Annotated in this window: 15 protein-coding genes; 6 read left to right on the top strand and 9 right to left on the bottom strand. The window is 62.7% G+C overall.

Annotation, left to right across the window (positions count from 1 at the left end):
* Positions 1-67: 67 nt before the first annotated feature.
* Genes PZL22_RS21215 through PZL22_RS21200 form a run of 4 tightly spaced genes read right to left on the bottom strand, consistent with a single transcriptional unit; the run spans position 68 to position 3,571 of the window.
* Positions 68-619 (bottom strand): flagellar protein, encoded by a 552-nt coding sequence (locus PZL22_RS21215; protein WP_284718555.1) that lies wholly within the window; start codon positions 617-619, stop codon positions 68-70.
* On the bottom strand, positions 616-2,019 hold the full coding sequence (gene fliI, locus PZL22_RS21210) for a flagellar protein export ATPase FliI (RefSeq protein ID WP_003529908.1): 1,404 nt from the start codon (positions 2,017-2,019) through the stop codon (positions 616-618). The genes PZL22_RS21215 and fliI overlap by 4 nt, the downstream gene beginning before the upstream one ends.
* A gap of 45 nt (positions 2,020-2,064) precedes the next feature.
* On the bottom strand, positions 2,065-2,790 hold the full coding sequence (gene flgF, locus PZL22_RS21205) for a flagellar basal-body rod protein FlgF (RefSeq protein WP_003529909.1): 726 nt from the start codon (positions 2,788-2,790) through the stop codon (positions 2,065-2,067).
* Between the two features lies 1 nt (position 2,791).
* Positions 2,792-3,571 carry a DUF1217 domain-containing protein gene (locus tag PZL22_RS21200; protein WP_015007160.1) on the bottom strand — a complete coding sequence of 260 codons (780 nt, stop codon included), beginning with the start codon at positions 3,569-3,571 and terminating at the stop codon, positions 2,792-2,794.
* A gap of 198 nt (positions 3,572-3,769) precedes the next feature.
* Between PZL22_RS21200 and motA the strand changes: the two genes are divergently transcribed.
* From motA to PZL22_RS21170, 6 genes are all read left to right on the top strand, one after another.
* Positions 3,770-4,648 carry a flagellar motor stator protein MotA gene (gene motA, locus PZL22_RS21195; protein ID WP_003529914.1) on the top strand — a complete coding sequence of 293 codons (879 nt, stop codon included), beginning with the start codon at positions 3,770-3,772 and terminating at the stop codon, positions 4,646-4,648.
* Between the two features lies 1 nt (position 4,649).
* Positions 4,650-5,597 (top strand): FliM/FliN family flagellar motor switch protein, encoded by a 948-nt coding sequence (locus PZL22_RS21190; RefSeq protein ID WP_003529915.1) that lies wholly within the window; start codon positions 4,650-4,652, stop codon positions 5,595-5,597.
* 55 nt (positions 5,598-5,652) lie between these two features.
* Positions 5,653-6,249 carry a flagellar motor switch protein FliN gene (gene fliN, locus PZL22_RS21185; protein WP_003529918.1) on the top strand — a complete coding sequence of 199 codons (597 nt, stop codon included), beginning with the start codon at positions 5,653-5,655 and terminating at the stop codon, positions 6,247-6,249.
* An 87-nt stretch (positions 6,250-6,336) separates the two neighbouring features.
* The gene (gene fliG / locus PZL22_RS21180; protein ID WP_003529920.1) at positions 6,337-7,374 is read left to right on the top strand and encodes a flagellar motor switch protein FliG; all 1,038 of its coding nucleotides are present in this window, start codon (positions 6,337-6,339) and stop codon (positions 7,372-7,374) included.
* Between the two features lie 210 nt (positions 7,375-7,584).
* On the top strand, positions 7,585-8,667 hold the full coding sequence (gene flhB / locus PZL22_RS21175; RefSeq protein WP_003529922.1) for a flagellar biosynthesis protein FlhB: 1,083 nt from the start codon (positions 7,585-7,587) through the stop codon (positions 8,665-8,667).
* Positions 8,664-9,110, top strand: a complete 447-nt coding sequence (locus PZL22_RS21170; RefSeq protein ID WP_010968724.1) for a BspJ family T4SS effector nucleomodulin — start codon at positions 8,664-8,666, stop codon at positions 9,108-9,110. The genes flhB and PZL22_RS21170 overlap by 4 nt, the downstream gene beginning before the upstream one ends.
* Positions 9,111-9,118: 8 nt before the next feature.
* Here PZL22_RS21170 and visR read toward each other — a convergent pair whose 3' ends face one another.
* The 5 genes from visR to cheT all read right to left on the bottom strand — a co-directional run bounded on the left by visR (position 9,119) and on the right by cheT (position 13,816).
* Positions 9,119-9,859, bottom strand: coding sequence for a transcriptional regulator VisR (gene visR, locus PZL22_RS21165; protein ID WP_003529926.1), 741 nt, complete (start codon positions 9,857-9,859; stop codon positions 9,119-9,121).
* 11 nt (positions 9,860-9,870) lie between these two features.
* A complete protein-coding gene (gene visN, locus PZL22_RS21160; protein ID WP_033048679.1) occupies positions 9,871-10,608 on the bottom strand; it encodes a transcriptional regulator VisN in 738 nt (245 codons plus the stop codon).
* 196 nt (positions 10,609-10,804) lie between these two features.
* Positions 10,805-11,068: a hypothetical protein gene (locus PZL22_RS21155; RefSeq protein WP_284718554.1), complete on the bottom strand. Its 264-nt coding sequence runs from the start codon at positions 11,066-11,068 to the stop codon at positions 10,805-10,807.
* Positions 11,069-11,412: 344 nt separating this feature from the next.
* Positions 11,413-13,086, bottom strand: coding sequence for a flagellar basal-body MS-ring/collar protein FliF (fliF, locus tag PZL22_RS21150; RefSeq protein WP_003529930.1), 1,674 nt, complete (start codon positions 13,084-13,086; stop codon positions 11,413-11,415).
* A gap of 355 nt (positions 13,087-13,441) precedes the next feature.
* Positions 13,442-13,816 (bottom strand): chemotaxis protein CheT, encoded by a 375-nt coding sequence (gene cheT, locus PZL22_RS21145; protein WP_003529932.1) that lies wholly within the window; start codon positions 13,814-13,816, stop codon positions 13,442-13,444.
* Between the last annotated feature and the right edge of the window lie 19 nt (positions 13,817-13,835).

The raw sequence follows: 13,835 nt of genomic DNA, 5'->3' as shown, positions 1-13,835 counted from the left end.
CCCTCCCCCTTGTGGGGAGGGGTTGGGGAGGGGTCTGGACGTACTTCGCCACACCTCGGCAAAGGCGCTACTTCGCCTCGAAGATCTCGCCCTTGGACGTGATCATCACCCAGCGGCCGTCGCGCTCCTCGAAGGTCGCAAGCCGGCTGTTGTCCGGCAACACCGAACCGATACGGACGATATACATGCCGCTCGCGTCCTCGATGAGCGCGCGGCCATTGGCGACGTGCATGAGTTTGAAGCTCTCTTTTCCGGGGAACGGCTGATCGGGAGCCCCCATGTCCGTGCCTTTGGCGGGATCCTGATCGAGCCCCGGCACCGTCGCCGTCGTCAGGCGATCGACCGCGGCGGCGGTCTCCTCGTCCATGTCCGTCATTGCCAGCGGCGACACCGACAGGATCTGCCGGTCCGGGCGCTCCGGCAGATCGCGCGTCGTTCCCTGCCAGAGCGAAGGCATCGAGAATTTCTCCGGATGCAGGTAGACGTACCACGGCAGGAACGTCGCACAGGCAGCCATGGCCAGGCCGATCGCACCGAGTATCTTGTCGATCAGCGGCATCCGGGTTTCGCGGCGGCGTTGGCGCACGATCTCGTCTGCATCGAAGTCCGTCAATTTCATCCCCTTCCGCGCAGGCCGGCGGCGCCCGGCTGATTGCCCATCGCGGCTGCCTTCAGCGCGTTGGCGAGATCCGTGAAAGCGTCGAAGGCAGGCCGTTCGCCGGGCATCTGCTTCAAGACGTCGTAGATGACCGGCACCTGCTTGATCGCCATGTCGAGATCGGCGTCGCCGCCCGGCCTATAGCCGCCGATAAGCCTGAGGTCCCGGGTTTCCTCGAAGCGGTGGATCAAGGACTTCAGCCGGGCAACCAGCTTCTCCTGGTCCGGCGTCCAGGCTTTTCTGGCCAAGCGCGAGATGGAGGCGAGCGGATTGACCGGTGGGTAGCGCCCCTCTTCGGCAAGGCTTCGGTCGAGGACGATGTGCCCGTCGAGAATGCCGCGCGCCGAGTCGGCGACCGGGTCGTTGTGATTGTCGCCATCGACCAGGATCGAAATGATCGCCGTGATCGTGCCCGTTCCCTCGGCGCCGGGCCCGGCCCGCTCGAGCAGCCGCGGCAATTCGGTGAAGACCGAGGCCGGATAGCCGCGGGCGATCGGCGGCTCCCCCGCTGCCGTCGCCACCTCACGGATCGCATGGGCGAAACGGGTGACGCTGTCGACGATGAGCAGCACGTTGTCGCCCTTGTCGCGATAATGTTCGGCAATCGTGACCGCCGTCAGCGGCGCCATTTTTCTCAGCATCGGGCTCTCGTCGCTGGTGGCGACGACGGCGACCGATTTCGAAAGATTGTCGCCCAGCGTGTCCTCGATGAATTCGCGCACTTCGCGGCCGCGCTCGCCGACCAGGGCGATCACCACCTTGTCGAAGGCGTCGGCGCGGGCCAGCATGGAAAGCAGCGTCGATTTGCCGACGCCGGAGCCCGCGAAGATTCCGAGGCGCTGCCCGAGGCAGAGCGGGGAGAAGATGTCTATCGCCCGCACGCCCGTCCTGAAGCCCTGCTCCACCCGCTTGCGCGTCATGGATGGCGGCGCGGTGTTCGCGATCGAGCGGCGGATGTCGCCCTGCAGCAGCGCGCCCAGGCCGTCGATCGGCTCGGCCAGCGCATTGATGGTGCGGCCGCACCAGTTGTCGGTCGGCGCTATGCGGAAGGCGCCCTTGCGGATGACGACGTCATGGATGCCGATCGGGTCCCCCGGTTCGATCGGGCAGACGACCACCCGCTCGGGCTCGACGCGGACGACTTCGCCGAGATGGGTGCCGGTCGTGCTCTTGTGCGCCACGAAGTCCCCGAGCCGGACGTGCCGCGACAGGCCGCTGACCGTGTAATGCCCCGGCGAAATCGTCTGGACATGACCGCCCGGTGCGATGGCAAAGTCGGGATTTGCATAGCGCTCGACCAGCCCGGCGAGCGCCGCGAGCGACGTCGATGTTGCAGTTTTTTCAGCGGCTTCACGTGCCATCCGGCTTTCCGTCCCGTCCCGCCCCAAATTCCGTCGATAGAACCGTCAACGGCTGCCGCCGAGCGTCTCGATAGCCTTATCGAGCGATCCCTCACTGTCGCGCATAAGCGCGGTGACGTTGTCGAAGGCGCGGGTGATCATGATCAGCTGCGACATTTCCTGTATGGCGTTCACGTTCGACTCCTCCAGGAAGCCCTGCATCACGCCGACATCGAACCGGTCAACGACCGGTTCCGGCTGGGCGGCCGGCATAACGGAACTGTTGTCGTAACGCATGAAGCCCTTGCTGAAATCCGCCTCGTAAAGCCCGAGCAGGGCGATCTGGACGCCGTTCTGGTGAATGGCACCATCGGCACCGACGACAATTTCACCGGCACCGCCGTTCAGCTGGATCGGCGCGCCACCGGCGTCGAGCACCGGATAGCCCTTGATGGTCACGAGCTCGCCGGTCTCCGTCAGGGTGAACCGGCCGTCGCGCGTCAGCGCCGGGCCGCCGGGCGTGTCGATCGAGAACCAGGCGTCACCCTTGATGGCGAAATCGAGTGCGGAGCCGGTGCGCGCGAGCGCGCCGGTTTTGGTGCTCAGGAATTCCTCGCCCTCCGAAACATAGGAGACCTTTGTCGGCTTGGTGTCGCCCAGCACCTGGTTGAACTTCACTTCCGTCGCGCGGAAGCCGACCGTGTTGGAGTTGGCAATATTGCCGGCAAGCGTGTTCAGGCGCTTTTCAAGCGCCATCTGCGACGAAAGCGCGACATAGAGACCGGTCTGCAAATCAGCGTCCCCCGAGTTTCAGATTGTTGATGGTCAGGAGCAGGTCGGGAGAAATTCCGTAGCCGCTCGACGCACCGAAAACCGCAAGCGGATCGTAGCCGTCGGAGGAATTGTCGATTTCCCAAAGAGCGGTGAAGCGGTCCAGGAACTCGGCTATTTTCTGAGGGTCCTGGAAATCCTTGAAATCGATCGCCGCCTCGTAGGCCTCAGCCTGGCGATCCACGTCGGCGGCCGCGAATTCGGCCGGCAGCTGCAGGACGGTTCGGACCACACTCGAGAGGGCCTCGTCGGCGATGATTTCGTAGCCATTGGCGATCGTCGGCGCCATGCGCTGGAAATAGAGCGCCAGCCGCACGCCGGTGTTTTCCTCGCCGGCCTTCTGCTCCAGCGTCTGGCGCGTATATTTTTCGGCCACACCCTTCTGCGCCCGCTCGAAGGCAGTGGCGGCTTCGCCGTGCCGGGCGAAATTCAACGACTCGACCAGCGCCTTGTAGCGCCCGTCGGCCAGCTTGTTGGCAAAGGCGTCGTCACTGTCGATGCCTTCGGCGAGCACCTTGCGCATGAAGGCCTTGGCATAGGCCATGTCCTCGAGGCCGTGCGCCTTCATCGCGTAGTTGTAGAGCCGGCTGTCGGCGAAGAAATCGTCGAGCGTTTTGATGCTGCCGATCTTCGACAGGTAGTACTCCGTCTCGCGGGCGACGTCCGGCTGCGCCGAAACGCGTTCCAGCGATTTCGTCAGGTCCGCAGTGATCAGCCTGTAGCTCGTATAGGTCGTCGTCACGATCGGCTCGCCCTGTCGCAATGAAGCGGGATGAGGAAATGTGTCCGGACCGGACGCGATTGCGGTCCGACCCTGGCCAACCCTGCCGGCGTTGGCTTGCGCGAACCTGTCCCGGACGCGGGGTCCCCGCGGCCAGCCTCACGCAAGGATCGAACCCTATTTCATCGGAGGAAATTCACGATCGCGACAGGTATCGGCATGAACATCATCATCGGGCTTCTTGTGACTTTCGGCTGTATCCTCGGCGGCTACATGGCGATGGGCGGCCACCTGGAAGTCCTCAACCAGCCCTTCGAGCTGATGATCATCGGCGGGGCCGGCATCGGCGGCTTCATCATGGCCAACTCGATGAAAGTGGTCAAAGACACCGGCAAGGCACTCGGCGAGGCCTTCAGGCACAAGGTGCCGAAGGAACGCGAATACCTCGACACGCTCGGCGTGCTCTACAGCCTGATGCGCGACCTGAGGACAAAATCCCGCAACGAGATCGAGAGCCACATCGACAATCCGGAAGAGTCTTCGATCTTCCAGTCCGCACCCACCGTCCTGCAGAACAAGGAGCTGACCGCCTTCATCTGCGACTATGTGCGCCTGATCATCATCGGCAACGCCCGCTCGCATGAGATCGAGGCGCTCATGGACGAGGAAATCCAGACGATCACCCACGACAAGATGAAGTGCTACCACGCGATGACGACCATGGGCGATGCTCTGCCTGCGATCGGCATCGTCGCCGCCGTTCTCGGCGTCATCAAGGCAATGGGCGCGATCAGCGAGGCACCGGAGGTGCTGGGCGCCAAGATTGCCGCCGCGCTCGTCGGAACGCTGCTCGGCGTGTTTCTTTCCTATTCGATCGTCGGACCCCTCGTCGCGAACATCAAGTCCGTGCGGGAAAAGCAGAACCGTCTCTATGTCATCGTCAAGCAGACGCTGCTTGCCTATATGAACGGCTCGGTTCCGCAGGTCGCACTCGAATACGGCCGCAAGACCATTTCCGCCTATGAGCGGCCGTCCATCGATGCGGTCGAACAGGAAATGATGAATCCCGGCGGCGGCAGCGAAAGCAAGGCGGCCTGACATGAACACAAGCACCGCATCGAACGTCCATGCATTCGACAGGAGGCTGATCGCGCGCATGACCGGCGCGCTCGGCGATGACAAGGTCATCGGCCGAACCGCTCTCGAGCTGGCGCAGGTCTTCGATGAACTCCTGCCCGGTGTCCTGCAATCGGAGACCGGATGCGACGTCACGATCGCCTATGCGGGCTTCCGGACAGGCCTCCGCAACGATCTCATCGCGGCTCTCGGAGACGGAGTCCTGCTCGGCGATTTTTCACTGCGCAACTGGTGCGCGGACTTCCAGGTCGGCTGCGACAGCCCGGTTCTGATCGCACTCGTCGAGGCTCTGCTCGGGGCCGAACCCACGAGCATAGAGGAGCCTGCGCCGCGCTCTCTGTCGAAGATCGAGATCGATGTCGCCTTGCCGGTATTTCACGGCATCGCCGAGGTCCTGCGCACCGCGGTGAACGCGCCCGGCGGGTTCGAGCCCGTCGTCGGCCGCCCGTACAACAGCGCGGAACGGGCAAAGCCCGATCCGGTGCTCGAAGATGTCTTCGCAGCCTCGATCGACATGACCATAGGCCTCGGGCCGGTGCTCTCCACCTTCTCGGTCATCGTCCCGCAAAGCACGCTCCTCAAGACCCGGATCGTCTCTCGGAAGGGTGCGGGCGAGGACCGGAATGCGAAGACCGAATGGACGGAACAGCTGGAGGAGCAGGTCCGCCGATCGGCCGTCGCGCTCGAGGCCCGCATCCGGCTGGAAAGCCTGACGCTCGACACGCTCAGCCGCCTGCAGGCCGGGGACGTCATCCCTTTCCACGACGGGCAGGATGTCCGCGTGGAGGTGAGCGCCAACGGGCGCGACCTCTATGTCTGCGAGTTCGGCCGTTCCGGATCGCGATACACGGTCCGGGTCAAGGATACCCACGGCTCCGAGCAGGACATCCTTCGCCACATCATGAGTTAATCCGCCCTCGCCCGGCAGAATGCCTGAGGCAAGCTTCAACTGGAATATTCGGCACATGGCACCCAAGAAAGCAGCACCCATCGCAGAACCGGCCGTATTCGCGGCAGATGCCGAGCTCGACCAGGCGATCGACGACCTGCGCGGCGTTCTCAAGAAGGACGGCGAGGCTGACTTCGGGGCAGATTTCGCCGCGGCCGGGCCGCTCGAACAGCCCATGGATTTCGGCAGCGGCTTCGGTTCCACTGACGGTGCTGGATTCGGCGGCGATTTCGCTGCCGGCTTCGGCGGCGGCCTCGCGGAAACCGGGGCAGCCAGCGGCTTCGACGCGGACTCCGGTTTTGCCGGAGGGGATTTCGACGCGGCACCGACTGCCGGTGAAACAGCGCCCGGCAGCGGAATGACCGCCAACATGGACCTGATCATGGACATCCCGATCGATGTCCAGATCGTGCTCGGGACCAGCCGCATGCAGGTCTCCGGTCTCATGGCGCTTACCGAGGGCGCAACGATCGCGCTCGACCGAAAGATCGGCGAACCGGTCGAGATCATGGTCAACGGCCGGGTGATCGGCCGCGGAGAAATCACCGTTCTCGAGGGCGATGTGACCCGCTTCGGCGTCAAGCTCCTGGAGATCAAGGGCACTAAGAAATAGAGCGGGATGAGGAAAGGTGTAAGCGGTTTTCCGCCCGCATCCCGTTTCAACTCACTAGAAGCCCGATGACCGGGCGGGGATGAATCCATGACGGATTTCGGAAGTTTCGAGGCACAGGCTCAGGCGCTTGCACAACCGTTGAGCCAGACGGAAAAGGCGGCCGCGGTGCTGCTCGCCATGGGCAAGTCGATTGCCGGGAAGCTGTTGAAATTCTTCACCCAGAGCGAGCTGCAGGCCATCATCGCCGCGGCACAGTCGCTCAGAGCCGTCCCGCCGCACGAGCTCGAAGCCCTCGTCAACGAGTTCGAGGATCTCTTCACCGAAGGTGCAGGCCTCATGGACAATGCCAAGGCCATGGAGAGCATTCTCGAAGAGGGCCTGACGCCGGACGAGGTGGACGGCCTCCTCGGCCGCCGGGCCACCTTCCAGTCCTACGAGGCGAGCATCTGGGACCGGCTGATGGATTGCGATCCGGTGATCATCGCGCAATTGCTCGCCCGGGAACATCCGCAGACGATCGCCTATGTTCTGTCGATGATGCCGTCGAGCTTCGGCGCCAAGGTGCTGCTGCAGCTTTCCGACAAGCAGCGGCCCGAGATTCTCAACCGTGCCGTCAACATCAAGAACGTCAACCCGAAGGCGGCGGCAATCATCGAGGCGCGGGTGATCGAAATCATCGAAGAGATGGAGGCCGATCGCAACTCGCCCGGCCCGGCGAAGATCGCCGAAGTGATGAACGAACTCGAGAAGCCGCAGGTCGACACGCTGCTCGCCTCGCTCGAAACGATCAGCACCGATTCGGTCAAGAAGGTCCGGCCGAAGATCTTCCTCTTCGACGACATCCTTTTCATGCCGCAGAGGAGCCGCGTGCAGCTCTTCAACGACGTCTCCACCGACGTCATCACCATGGCGCTCAGAGGTTCTGCGGCGGAGTTGCGCGAGTCTATCCTCGCCTCCATCGGCGCCCGCCAGCGGCGCATGATCGAATCGGACCTCGCCGCCGGGGACGCCGGCATCAATCCCCGCGATATCGCGATCGCGAGGCGCTCGATCACGCAGGAGGCGATTCGCCTCTCCGCAAGCGGGCAGCTCGAGCTCAAGGAAAAGGAGCCGGAGGCCGCCTGACGCCTCCAGCCTGCCGGTATATCGCGTTTGGTTTCCGATTTCTGTTGACCCGCGCGGGCTGCCGCACACCCACCCTTGCGCAGGGACCTGTCCGGGTTCACCACAACAGCGTGCGCTTGCGTCTGCTGCCACGATTCCCTCGCGAATTCGGGTCGAGCGGTAACCGGAAGCGTCGTTCAGATTGTCGCCTGCTGAGGAGCTTGCTGGTTCATGGCGGAAGAGCAGGACAAGGACAGTAAAACAGAAGCGCCGTCGGAAAAGAAGATTTCCGACGCGACCGAAAAAGGCAACGTCCCTTTCTCGCGTGAGGTGACCGCTTTCGCCTCGACGCTGGCAATCTACATTTTCGTCGTCTTTTTCCTTTCGGACGGCGCGGCAAACATGGCCGAGGCGCTGAAGGACATTTTCGAGCAGCCGGAAGCCTGGAGGCTCGATACGGCAACGGACGCCGTCGCCCTGATTTCGCATGTCGTTCTGAAATGCGCCGCGCTGGTTCTGCCGGTTTTCATCCTGCTCATCCTCTTCGGCGTCGGATCGTCGATCTTCCAGAACCTGCCGCGGCCGGTCCTCGACCGCATCCAGCCGAAATGGAACCGGGTATCGCCCGCGGCCGGTTTCAAGCGGATCTACGGCGTTCAGGGGCTGGTGGAATTCGGCAAGTCGCTGTTCAAGATAATTGTCGTTTCGATCGTCGTCGTCCTCGTGCTCTGGAACGATTATTTCGCCACGCTCGACATGATGTTCTCCGATCCGGTGACGATCTTCACGACGATGATCTCCGACCTCAAGCAGATCATCATCGTCGTTCTCTTCACCACCGCGACGCTCGCCATCGTCGACCTCTTCTGGACGCGCCATCACTGGTACACAGAGCTCAGGATGACGAGGCAGGAGGTCAAGGACGAGCTGAAGCAATCGCAGGGCGACCCGATCGTCAAATCGCGGCTCAGATCGATGCAGCGCGACCGCGCCCGCAAGCGGATGATCTCCTCGGTTCCGCGCGCAACCCTGATCATTGCCAACCCGACCCACTATGCCGTAGCGCTGCGTTATGTGCGCGAGGAGAGTGACGCGCCGGTCGTCGTGGCTATGGGCAAGGACCTGGTGGCCCTGAAGATCCGCGAAATTGCGGAGAAGAACGGCATCCCCGTCTTCGAGGATCCGCCGCTTGCACGCTCCATGTTTGCACAAGTCTCGGTGGATAGTGTCATTCCACCGGTGTTTTACAAGGCAGTCGCCGAACTGATTCACCGGGTTTATGCAGCTCAGCCGCAACAAAGACGGGTGACATGATCTTGAAAAAGTGCCAATTCTCCGAAGAACGAGAACAGATAGTTGCGGAGGCGATCCGTCCGGTTGCGACCGAATTGCGCCTCATCGATGCTGCGGATTTCATCGCGCTCCTGCGCTTCGAGTCCTATGCGAGCATCGCCGATTTGGTGGAATCGGCGGCAGAGCTCTACTTCCTGCCCGGCACCGTGAACTTCGGCCTCGGCGGCAACTATAATCTCGACTGGGACAGTCGCCCGGAGGTCATCCTCGACCTCGAACTGAAGCCCCGCGGCGTCACGGTCTATGCGCGCCTCGTGCTCGCGGGCGATACGGCCGGCATCGAGATCAGCCACATCAACTTTCAACAGCCCTCGGGCGATCCGGACGAGAATACCGCCTTTCTCGCCAAGAGCCTGGCAGAATCGAAGTTCGTCAAAACCTATCCGCTGCCCCTGGCGAGCTGAGGAGCTGGCTAGCTGATATAGCCGAGGCGGATCGCCTTGGCGATCGCCTGGATCCGGTTGACGGAGTCGAGCTTCGTCGTCGCTGCCCCCAGATAGGCATTCACCGTGTGCACCGAGAGACCCATCTTCTCGGCGATCTCCTCGCTGATATGTCCGTCGCCGGCCATTTGCAGGCAGGCGATTTCGCGATCGCTCAAGGCCTCCGCCTTGAACAGACGCTTCTCGTCGGCGGCCAGGAGGTCTGCCATGATCTGCGCGCTGCGGCCGTGAAGCTCCACGATCTGTTCGCCCGAAGCATCGATGTAGCTTCCGGCGAACATCACATAGCCATTGCCCTGCGCGCCAAGCCGTATCGGAAAGGCGATGCCCGAATAGGGAAGCTTGCGCTCCCTCAGCCGCCGTGTGAACGGGCCGAAATCCGAGACTTCGGCGGTCTGATGCTCGCCCTGACCGTTCCAGAGGACCGGCAGCAACGAAAGATCGAGATGCTGGAGCAGTTCGTCGCCATAGAGCATTATCAGATCACGCGCGTTTTCCTCGCAAGAGGCTCCCCAGTTGTGGAGGACGCAGGTGAGCTTGCGCGTTGCAGGAAGGCCCCTGCCATTCGTTCGCAGAACGGCGAAATTCTTCGCGTTGATCTGCCGTTGCATGGCCTGCAAGCGCGTCACCAGAGTCGCTGCCCGCGCCGCGCGGGCGTTGCGGCCCGACCGGCCGGCGTCGTCGCGATCTTCGGTCGCGAGATAAGCCATCGTCACCGCTCCTAAACCAGATTGTTGCGCACGGCGTGGGCGATCGCTTCCGACCGCGTTCGCGTCGCCGTCTTGCGCATTACGCTGGTGATGTAATTGTTGATCGTGTTGCGGGAGATCCCGAGTATGACGGCGATCTCATCGCTCGTCTTGCCTTCGGCAATCCAGAACAGACATTCGAGCTCGCGCTCGGTCAGTTCGCATTCCCTATCGTGACGCACATCGGCTTTGATCTTGTGACTGGCGACATAGCCGGCAAGCACCGCGATGTCGCGCAGCGACTCCTGGGAGAGGATCACGTCCTCGGGGAAGAGCAGCATCAAGGAGAACCGCGTGCGCCCCACGCTGAAGGTCACGGCGCAATAGCTCCGGCTGACCCCCCGCGGCAAGCCGATATCGTCGGGCATCGTATGGAAGGCCGGCTGCAGTTGGGCGAGGCACTTTTCCAGTTCGGTGATCTTCGCATGGAGCCCGGCGATGATGCCCGAAAGGCGCCGAACGATGTCGAACGGCCAGTCGGAACAGACGACAAAATCAAGTCCGCCGTCCTGCGAGACATCGTGCCGGGCGAGAAGGTAATGGGTTGCGCCGACATACTCCGTCAGCGCTGCCAATCCGTTGCCGAGACCCGCGCCCGAGGCCACTTCCCCAAGCCTTCGGATCAGTTGCTCCCTTGATATTTTGCGTCCATACACCCGCGGCGCAGCGGTCTCCGAAGACCAGACTGCGTCCGACCGCGACATTTCCATGACTTTCAGCCCCCGTGCCGGATTCGACGCCCTGAAATGTCACGCTTGCCCTGTCGTCCCCGACAGCCGGCTTCGCCGGTATTCTTGCCACCAAGCGAGTATCAGGACGCGAATCAATTGCTAAACTGTACATCGCCGCCCCCAAAAAGACAGGGCGTCCAGTTGCGCGGTTACTTGGCAACCTTGCCCTGCGCATTCACGTATGCGTGAGCTGGCGGGCAGCCGGGCGCGCTTCTTTTCCGACCAATTCGCTAATCAAGGCATTGATTATTAACGGCATCCGGCGATCGCTGTGCGTGGCCGTGCAGTTGAAAATCCGTGACATCGGACGGGAGTTCGCCTTTTCGTTGCAGATCAGTTGCTCGCCGGACGCCTCAAAAGCCGGGGAATGTTGCCGGAATGCATCAAATCCTGCCGGGGTCATTGATAGCAACGCCGGAAATGCGGAAAGTCTGTTCACCAAATTATATTCAGCTCTTTGGAAGATATATTTTAATGCAACTCCGGAACCAGCAAACAACGCGGAGTAACGGGCTGCGCAAGCCGCAGCACGGAGAGCGCCGCGTGAATCTAAATTAATTAAAATTTGGTTTAAATTTGCCGACGGCCATCGGACGTGATTCCGGACGCGGGGCGGATTCTTTAGCCAGACTCCTCCGCGTCATCGCCAGCCGGAGCTAGACTCGCCAATACTCCCGGAAGGCCCGCTGCGCCGGCGCGGGCCGGATCGAGGCGCGCCCGCAACGGGCAAGTCCCGCCTGTTGGGCGGGACTTCGTTCCAATTCAGGTTTCCGCCGGCATCTTTCACGCCGCTCGGTCGTCTGCCCATTTTCGCAGTATCTTCGCTGCCCGCTCTTCGCTGATCTCGACCATCCGGGCGAGGCGCCGCTCCGGCCCTTCCTTGACGCGGCGGTTGAAGCCGGCCTCGTCGCCGAGATTGAGCAGGTCGTCGCCGCCGTCGAAGCCGAAGTCGGAGCCGAAGCCCTCCATGAGGGCGCCCCCTGCGCCGGCGCCGGCTGGCGAGAAGTCCGGCAGTTCGAGCCCGGCGGCTTCGCCTTCGAGCTTGCCCGCCTGTCCGCCGAAGCCCAGCTGGCGGGCAAGCGGCCGCATCCCGAACCATACCACCAGGAAGGCGACCGCGACGAAGGCGAGCGCGTTGATGATGCCGCCGAGGTTGCGCGTCAGCATTTCCATGATCCCCGGGCCCGGCACCGCCTGGTCGAGGAGCTGTGTCTCCACGAAATCCATGGCGTTCAGCGTCACGACGTCGCCGCGGCCCGGATCTATCCCGGCGGCGGAGGAAACGATCTTCTGCATCTCCTGGAGATAGGCATCGATTTTCGCCTGATCTGCCGGTTCGCCGGCCATGGCCGCGAGGCGCCCGCGATTGACGACGACCGCGATCGACAGCCGCTCGATCGAATAGCTGTTCTTGACGGTGGCGATCGTCTTGCTGTTGATCTCGTAATTCGTCTGCTCTTCCTTCTTCTCCGCCTCGTCGCTCGACTGCTGACCGGCTCCGCCGCGCGGCGCCGCCTGGGGGACGTTCTGCTGTACCGTGGCGGCATTGTCCGGCTGCTGCTGGCTGGACTTTTGCTCTTCCTTGATCACGCGCGTCGAGCGCTCGACGCGCGATTCCGGATCGAAGACCGTCTCCTGAATCTGCTGCGCATCGGTGTTGAGCCTAGCGGTGACGCTGGTGCGGAAATTGTCCATCCCGAGGAATGGCGCGAGAGCATTGTCGATCTTCTTTTCGAGATCGGACTGGACGTTCTGGACGACGCCGAGTGACTGATTGAGCGCGCTGTTCGACGGGTCGTCGCCGGATGCGAGCAGCTGGCCGGTCGAATCGAGGACGGTGACGTCGTCGACATCGAGGCCCGGCACGGAAGACGCGACCAGATGCCGGATCGAGGACGCGGCGCTACGGCCGACCGTGGCGCTTGCCCGTATCATGACCGAGGCCGTCGGCGTCTGCTCTGCTTTGCGGAAGCTGCCGCGCTCCGGCATGACGATGTGGACGCGTGCGGCGGCAATGCCGGAAATCTGCTGGATCGTGCGGGCGATTTCGCCCTCGAGCGCCCGAACGCGGGTCACTTCCTGCATGAAGGACGTCAGTCCGAGCGAACCGACATTGTCGAAGAGCTCGTAACCGGCATTGGCGCTGCTCGGCAGGCCGCGCTCGGCAAGCAGCAGACGGGCCTTGCCGGTCATGCCGACGGGCACCTGGATGCTGCCGCCGTCGGTGCCGACTTCGAAGTCGACATTGGCCTCCGCAAGCGCAATGCTGATCTGGGTGACGTCGCTGCGTTCGAGACCGACATAGAGCGTCTCGAAGGACGGCCGGTTGACATAGATACCGGCAGCGAGGACGAAGCCGATCGCCACGACGCCAGCCACGGCAAGCGCAATGAGCTTTCCTTGTCCGAGATTGCTCAGATTTTTCGTGAACGTCGAGAATTGATCGAACAGATTCATTCTGTTTCCGCACCCAGTATCGCAAGGCACCCGCTCCGATTATCCGGCCGGTACCCTGCGCAGATCCAACATTCGGGTTTGCTGGAAAAACGGCCTGCGCTCAGCCGTTCTGCATTAGCCGCGAATCTACCAGCCCCGGAAGCGAAGCTAGGCCACGAAACTTGCGCGAACTTGGCGAAGGGCAGGCATAGGCGAACTGTCGCGCAGCGCACCGCTCCGGCCGCGCGGCCGCCCCTCATCCGCCTGCCGGCACCTTCTCCCTCCCCGCAAGCGGGGCGAAGGGACAAGAGGCATGCTCCACATGTCCGCTCTCCCTGCCTGCGGGGAGTGTTACGGTGAGGTGCGGCCGAGCGCCTCAGAAGGCCTCGAAGTCGCCAGCCGCCTTGGTCAGCGGTTGCGAATGCCCATGCCGGAGAATGCCGATGCCGAGCGCCTTCTTCATGTCGGCAAGCTTGACGAGGTTCACCGCGGTGGTGACGTCCACCAGACAGGTGTCGGGAATGGAGGCGGTGATGGTATCGATGAACTCCGCGAGCCCGCGCGTCTTCTGCACCGCGAGGTCGATGCCCTGCAGCACCATGATCCTGTCCGCGCCGGCGCCGTCATCGCTCATGAGTTGAGGCTCTATGCGCTCGATCAGATAGGCGACGTCGTGGAGCTCCGTGACGACGCGCATCAGCACGTCCGGCAGCGATTCTTCCGCGTGAGGCTGGTTGTGGTCTTTCTGCATTGTTCCTCACATGGCCTCG

This window comes from Ensifer meliloti (assembly GCF_030064585.1).
Classification (GTDB): Bacteria; Pseudomonadota; Alphaproteobacteria; order Rhizobiales; family Rhizobiaceae; genus Sinorhizobium; species Sinorhizobium meliloti.
Note: the sequence above shows the minus strand (reverse complement) of the source record. Positions and strands in the feature narration are given on the sequence as shown.

Excerpts from the sequence above, each read along its gene's own strand:
- visN (WP_033048679.1), bottom strand. The coding sequence starts at position 10,608 with ATGGAAATGTCGCGGTCGGACGCAGTCTGGTCTTCGGAGACCGCTGCG.
- PZL22_RS21215 (WP_284718555.1), bottom strand. The coding sequence starts at position 619 with ATGAAATTGACGGACTTCGATGCAGACGAGATCGTGCGCCAACGCCGC.
- cheT (WP_003529932.1), bottom strand. The coding sequence starts at position 13,816 with ATGCAGAAAGACCACAACCAGCCTCACGCGGAAGAATCGCTGCCGGAC.
- motA (WP_003529914.1), top strand. The coding sequence starts at position 3,770 with ATGAACATCATCATCGGGCTTCTTGTGACTTTCGGCTGTATCCTCGGC.
- fliN (WP_003529918.1), top strand. The coding sequence starts at position 5,653 with ATGGCACCCAAGAAAGCAGCACCCATCGCAGAACCGGCCGTATTCGCG.
- flhB (WP_003529922.1), top strand. The coding sequence starts at position 7,585 with ATGGCGGAAGAGCAGGACAAGGACAGTAAAACAGAAGCGCCGTCGGAA.
- fliG (WP_003529920.1), top strand. The coding sequence starts at position 6,337 with ATGACGGATTTCGGAAGTTTCGAGGCACAGGCTCAGGCGCTTGCACAA.
- fliF (WP_003529930.1), bottom strand. The coding sequence starts at position 13,086 with ATGAATCTGTTCGATCAATTCTCGACGTTCACGAAAAATCTGAGCAAT.
- fliI (WP_003529908.1), bottom strand. The coding sequence starts at position 2,019 with ATGGCACGTGAAGCCGCTGAAAAAACTGCAACATCGACGTCGCTCGCG.
- visR (WP_003529926.1), bottom strand. The coding sequence starts at position 9,859 with ATGGCTTATCTCGCGACCGAAGATCGCGACGACGCCGGCCGGTCGGGC.
- PZL22_RS21190 (WP_003529915.1), top strand. The coding sequence starts at position 4,650 with ATGAACACAAGCACCGCATCGAACGTCCATGCATTCGACAGGAGGCTG.
- PZL22_RS21170 (WP_010968724.1), top strand. The coding sequence starts at position 8,664 with ATGATCTTGAAAAAGTGCCAATTCTCCGAAGAACGAGAACAGATAGTT.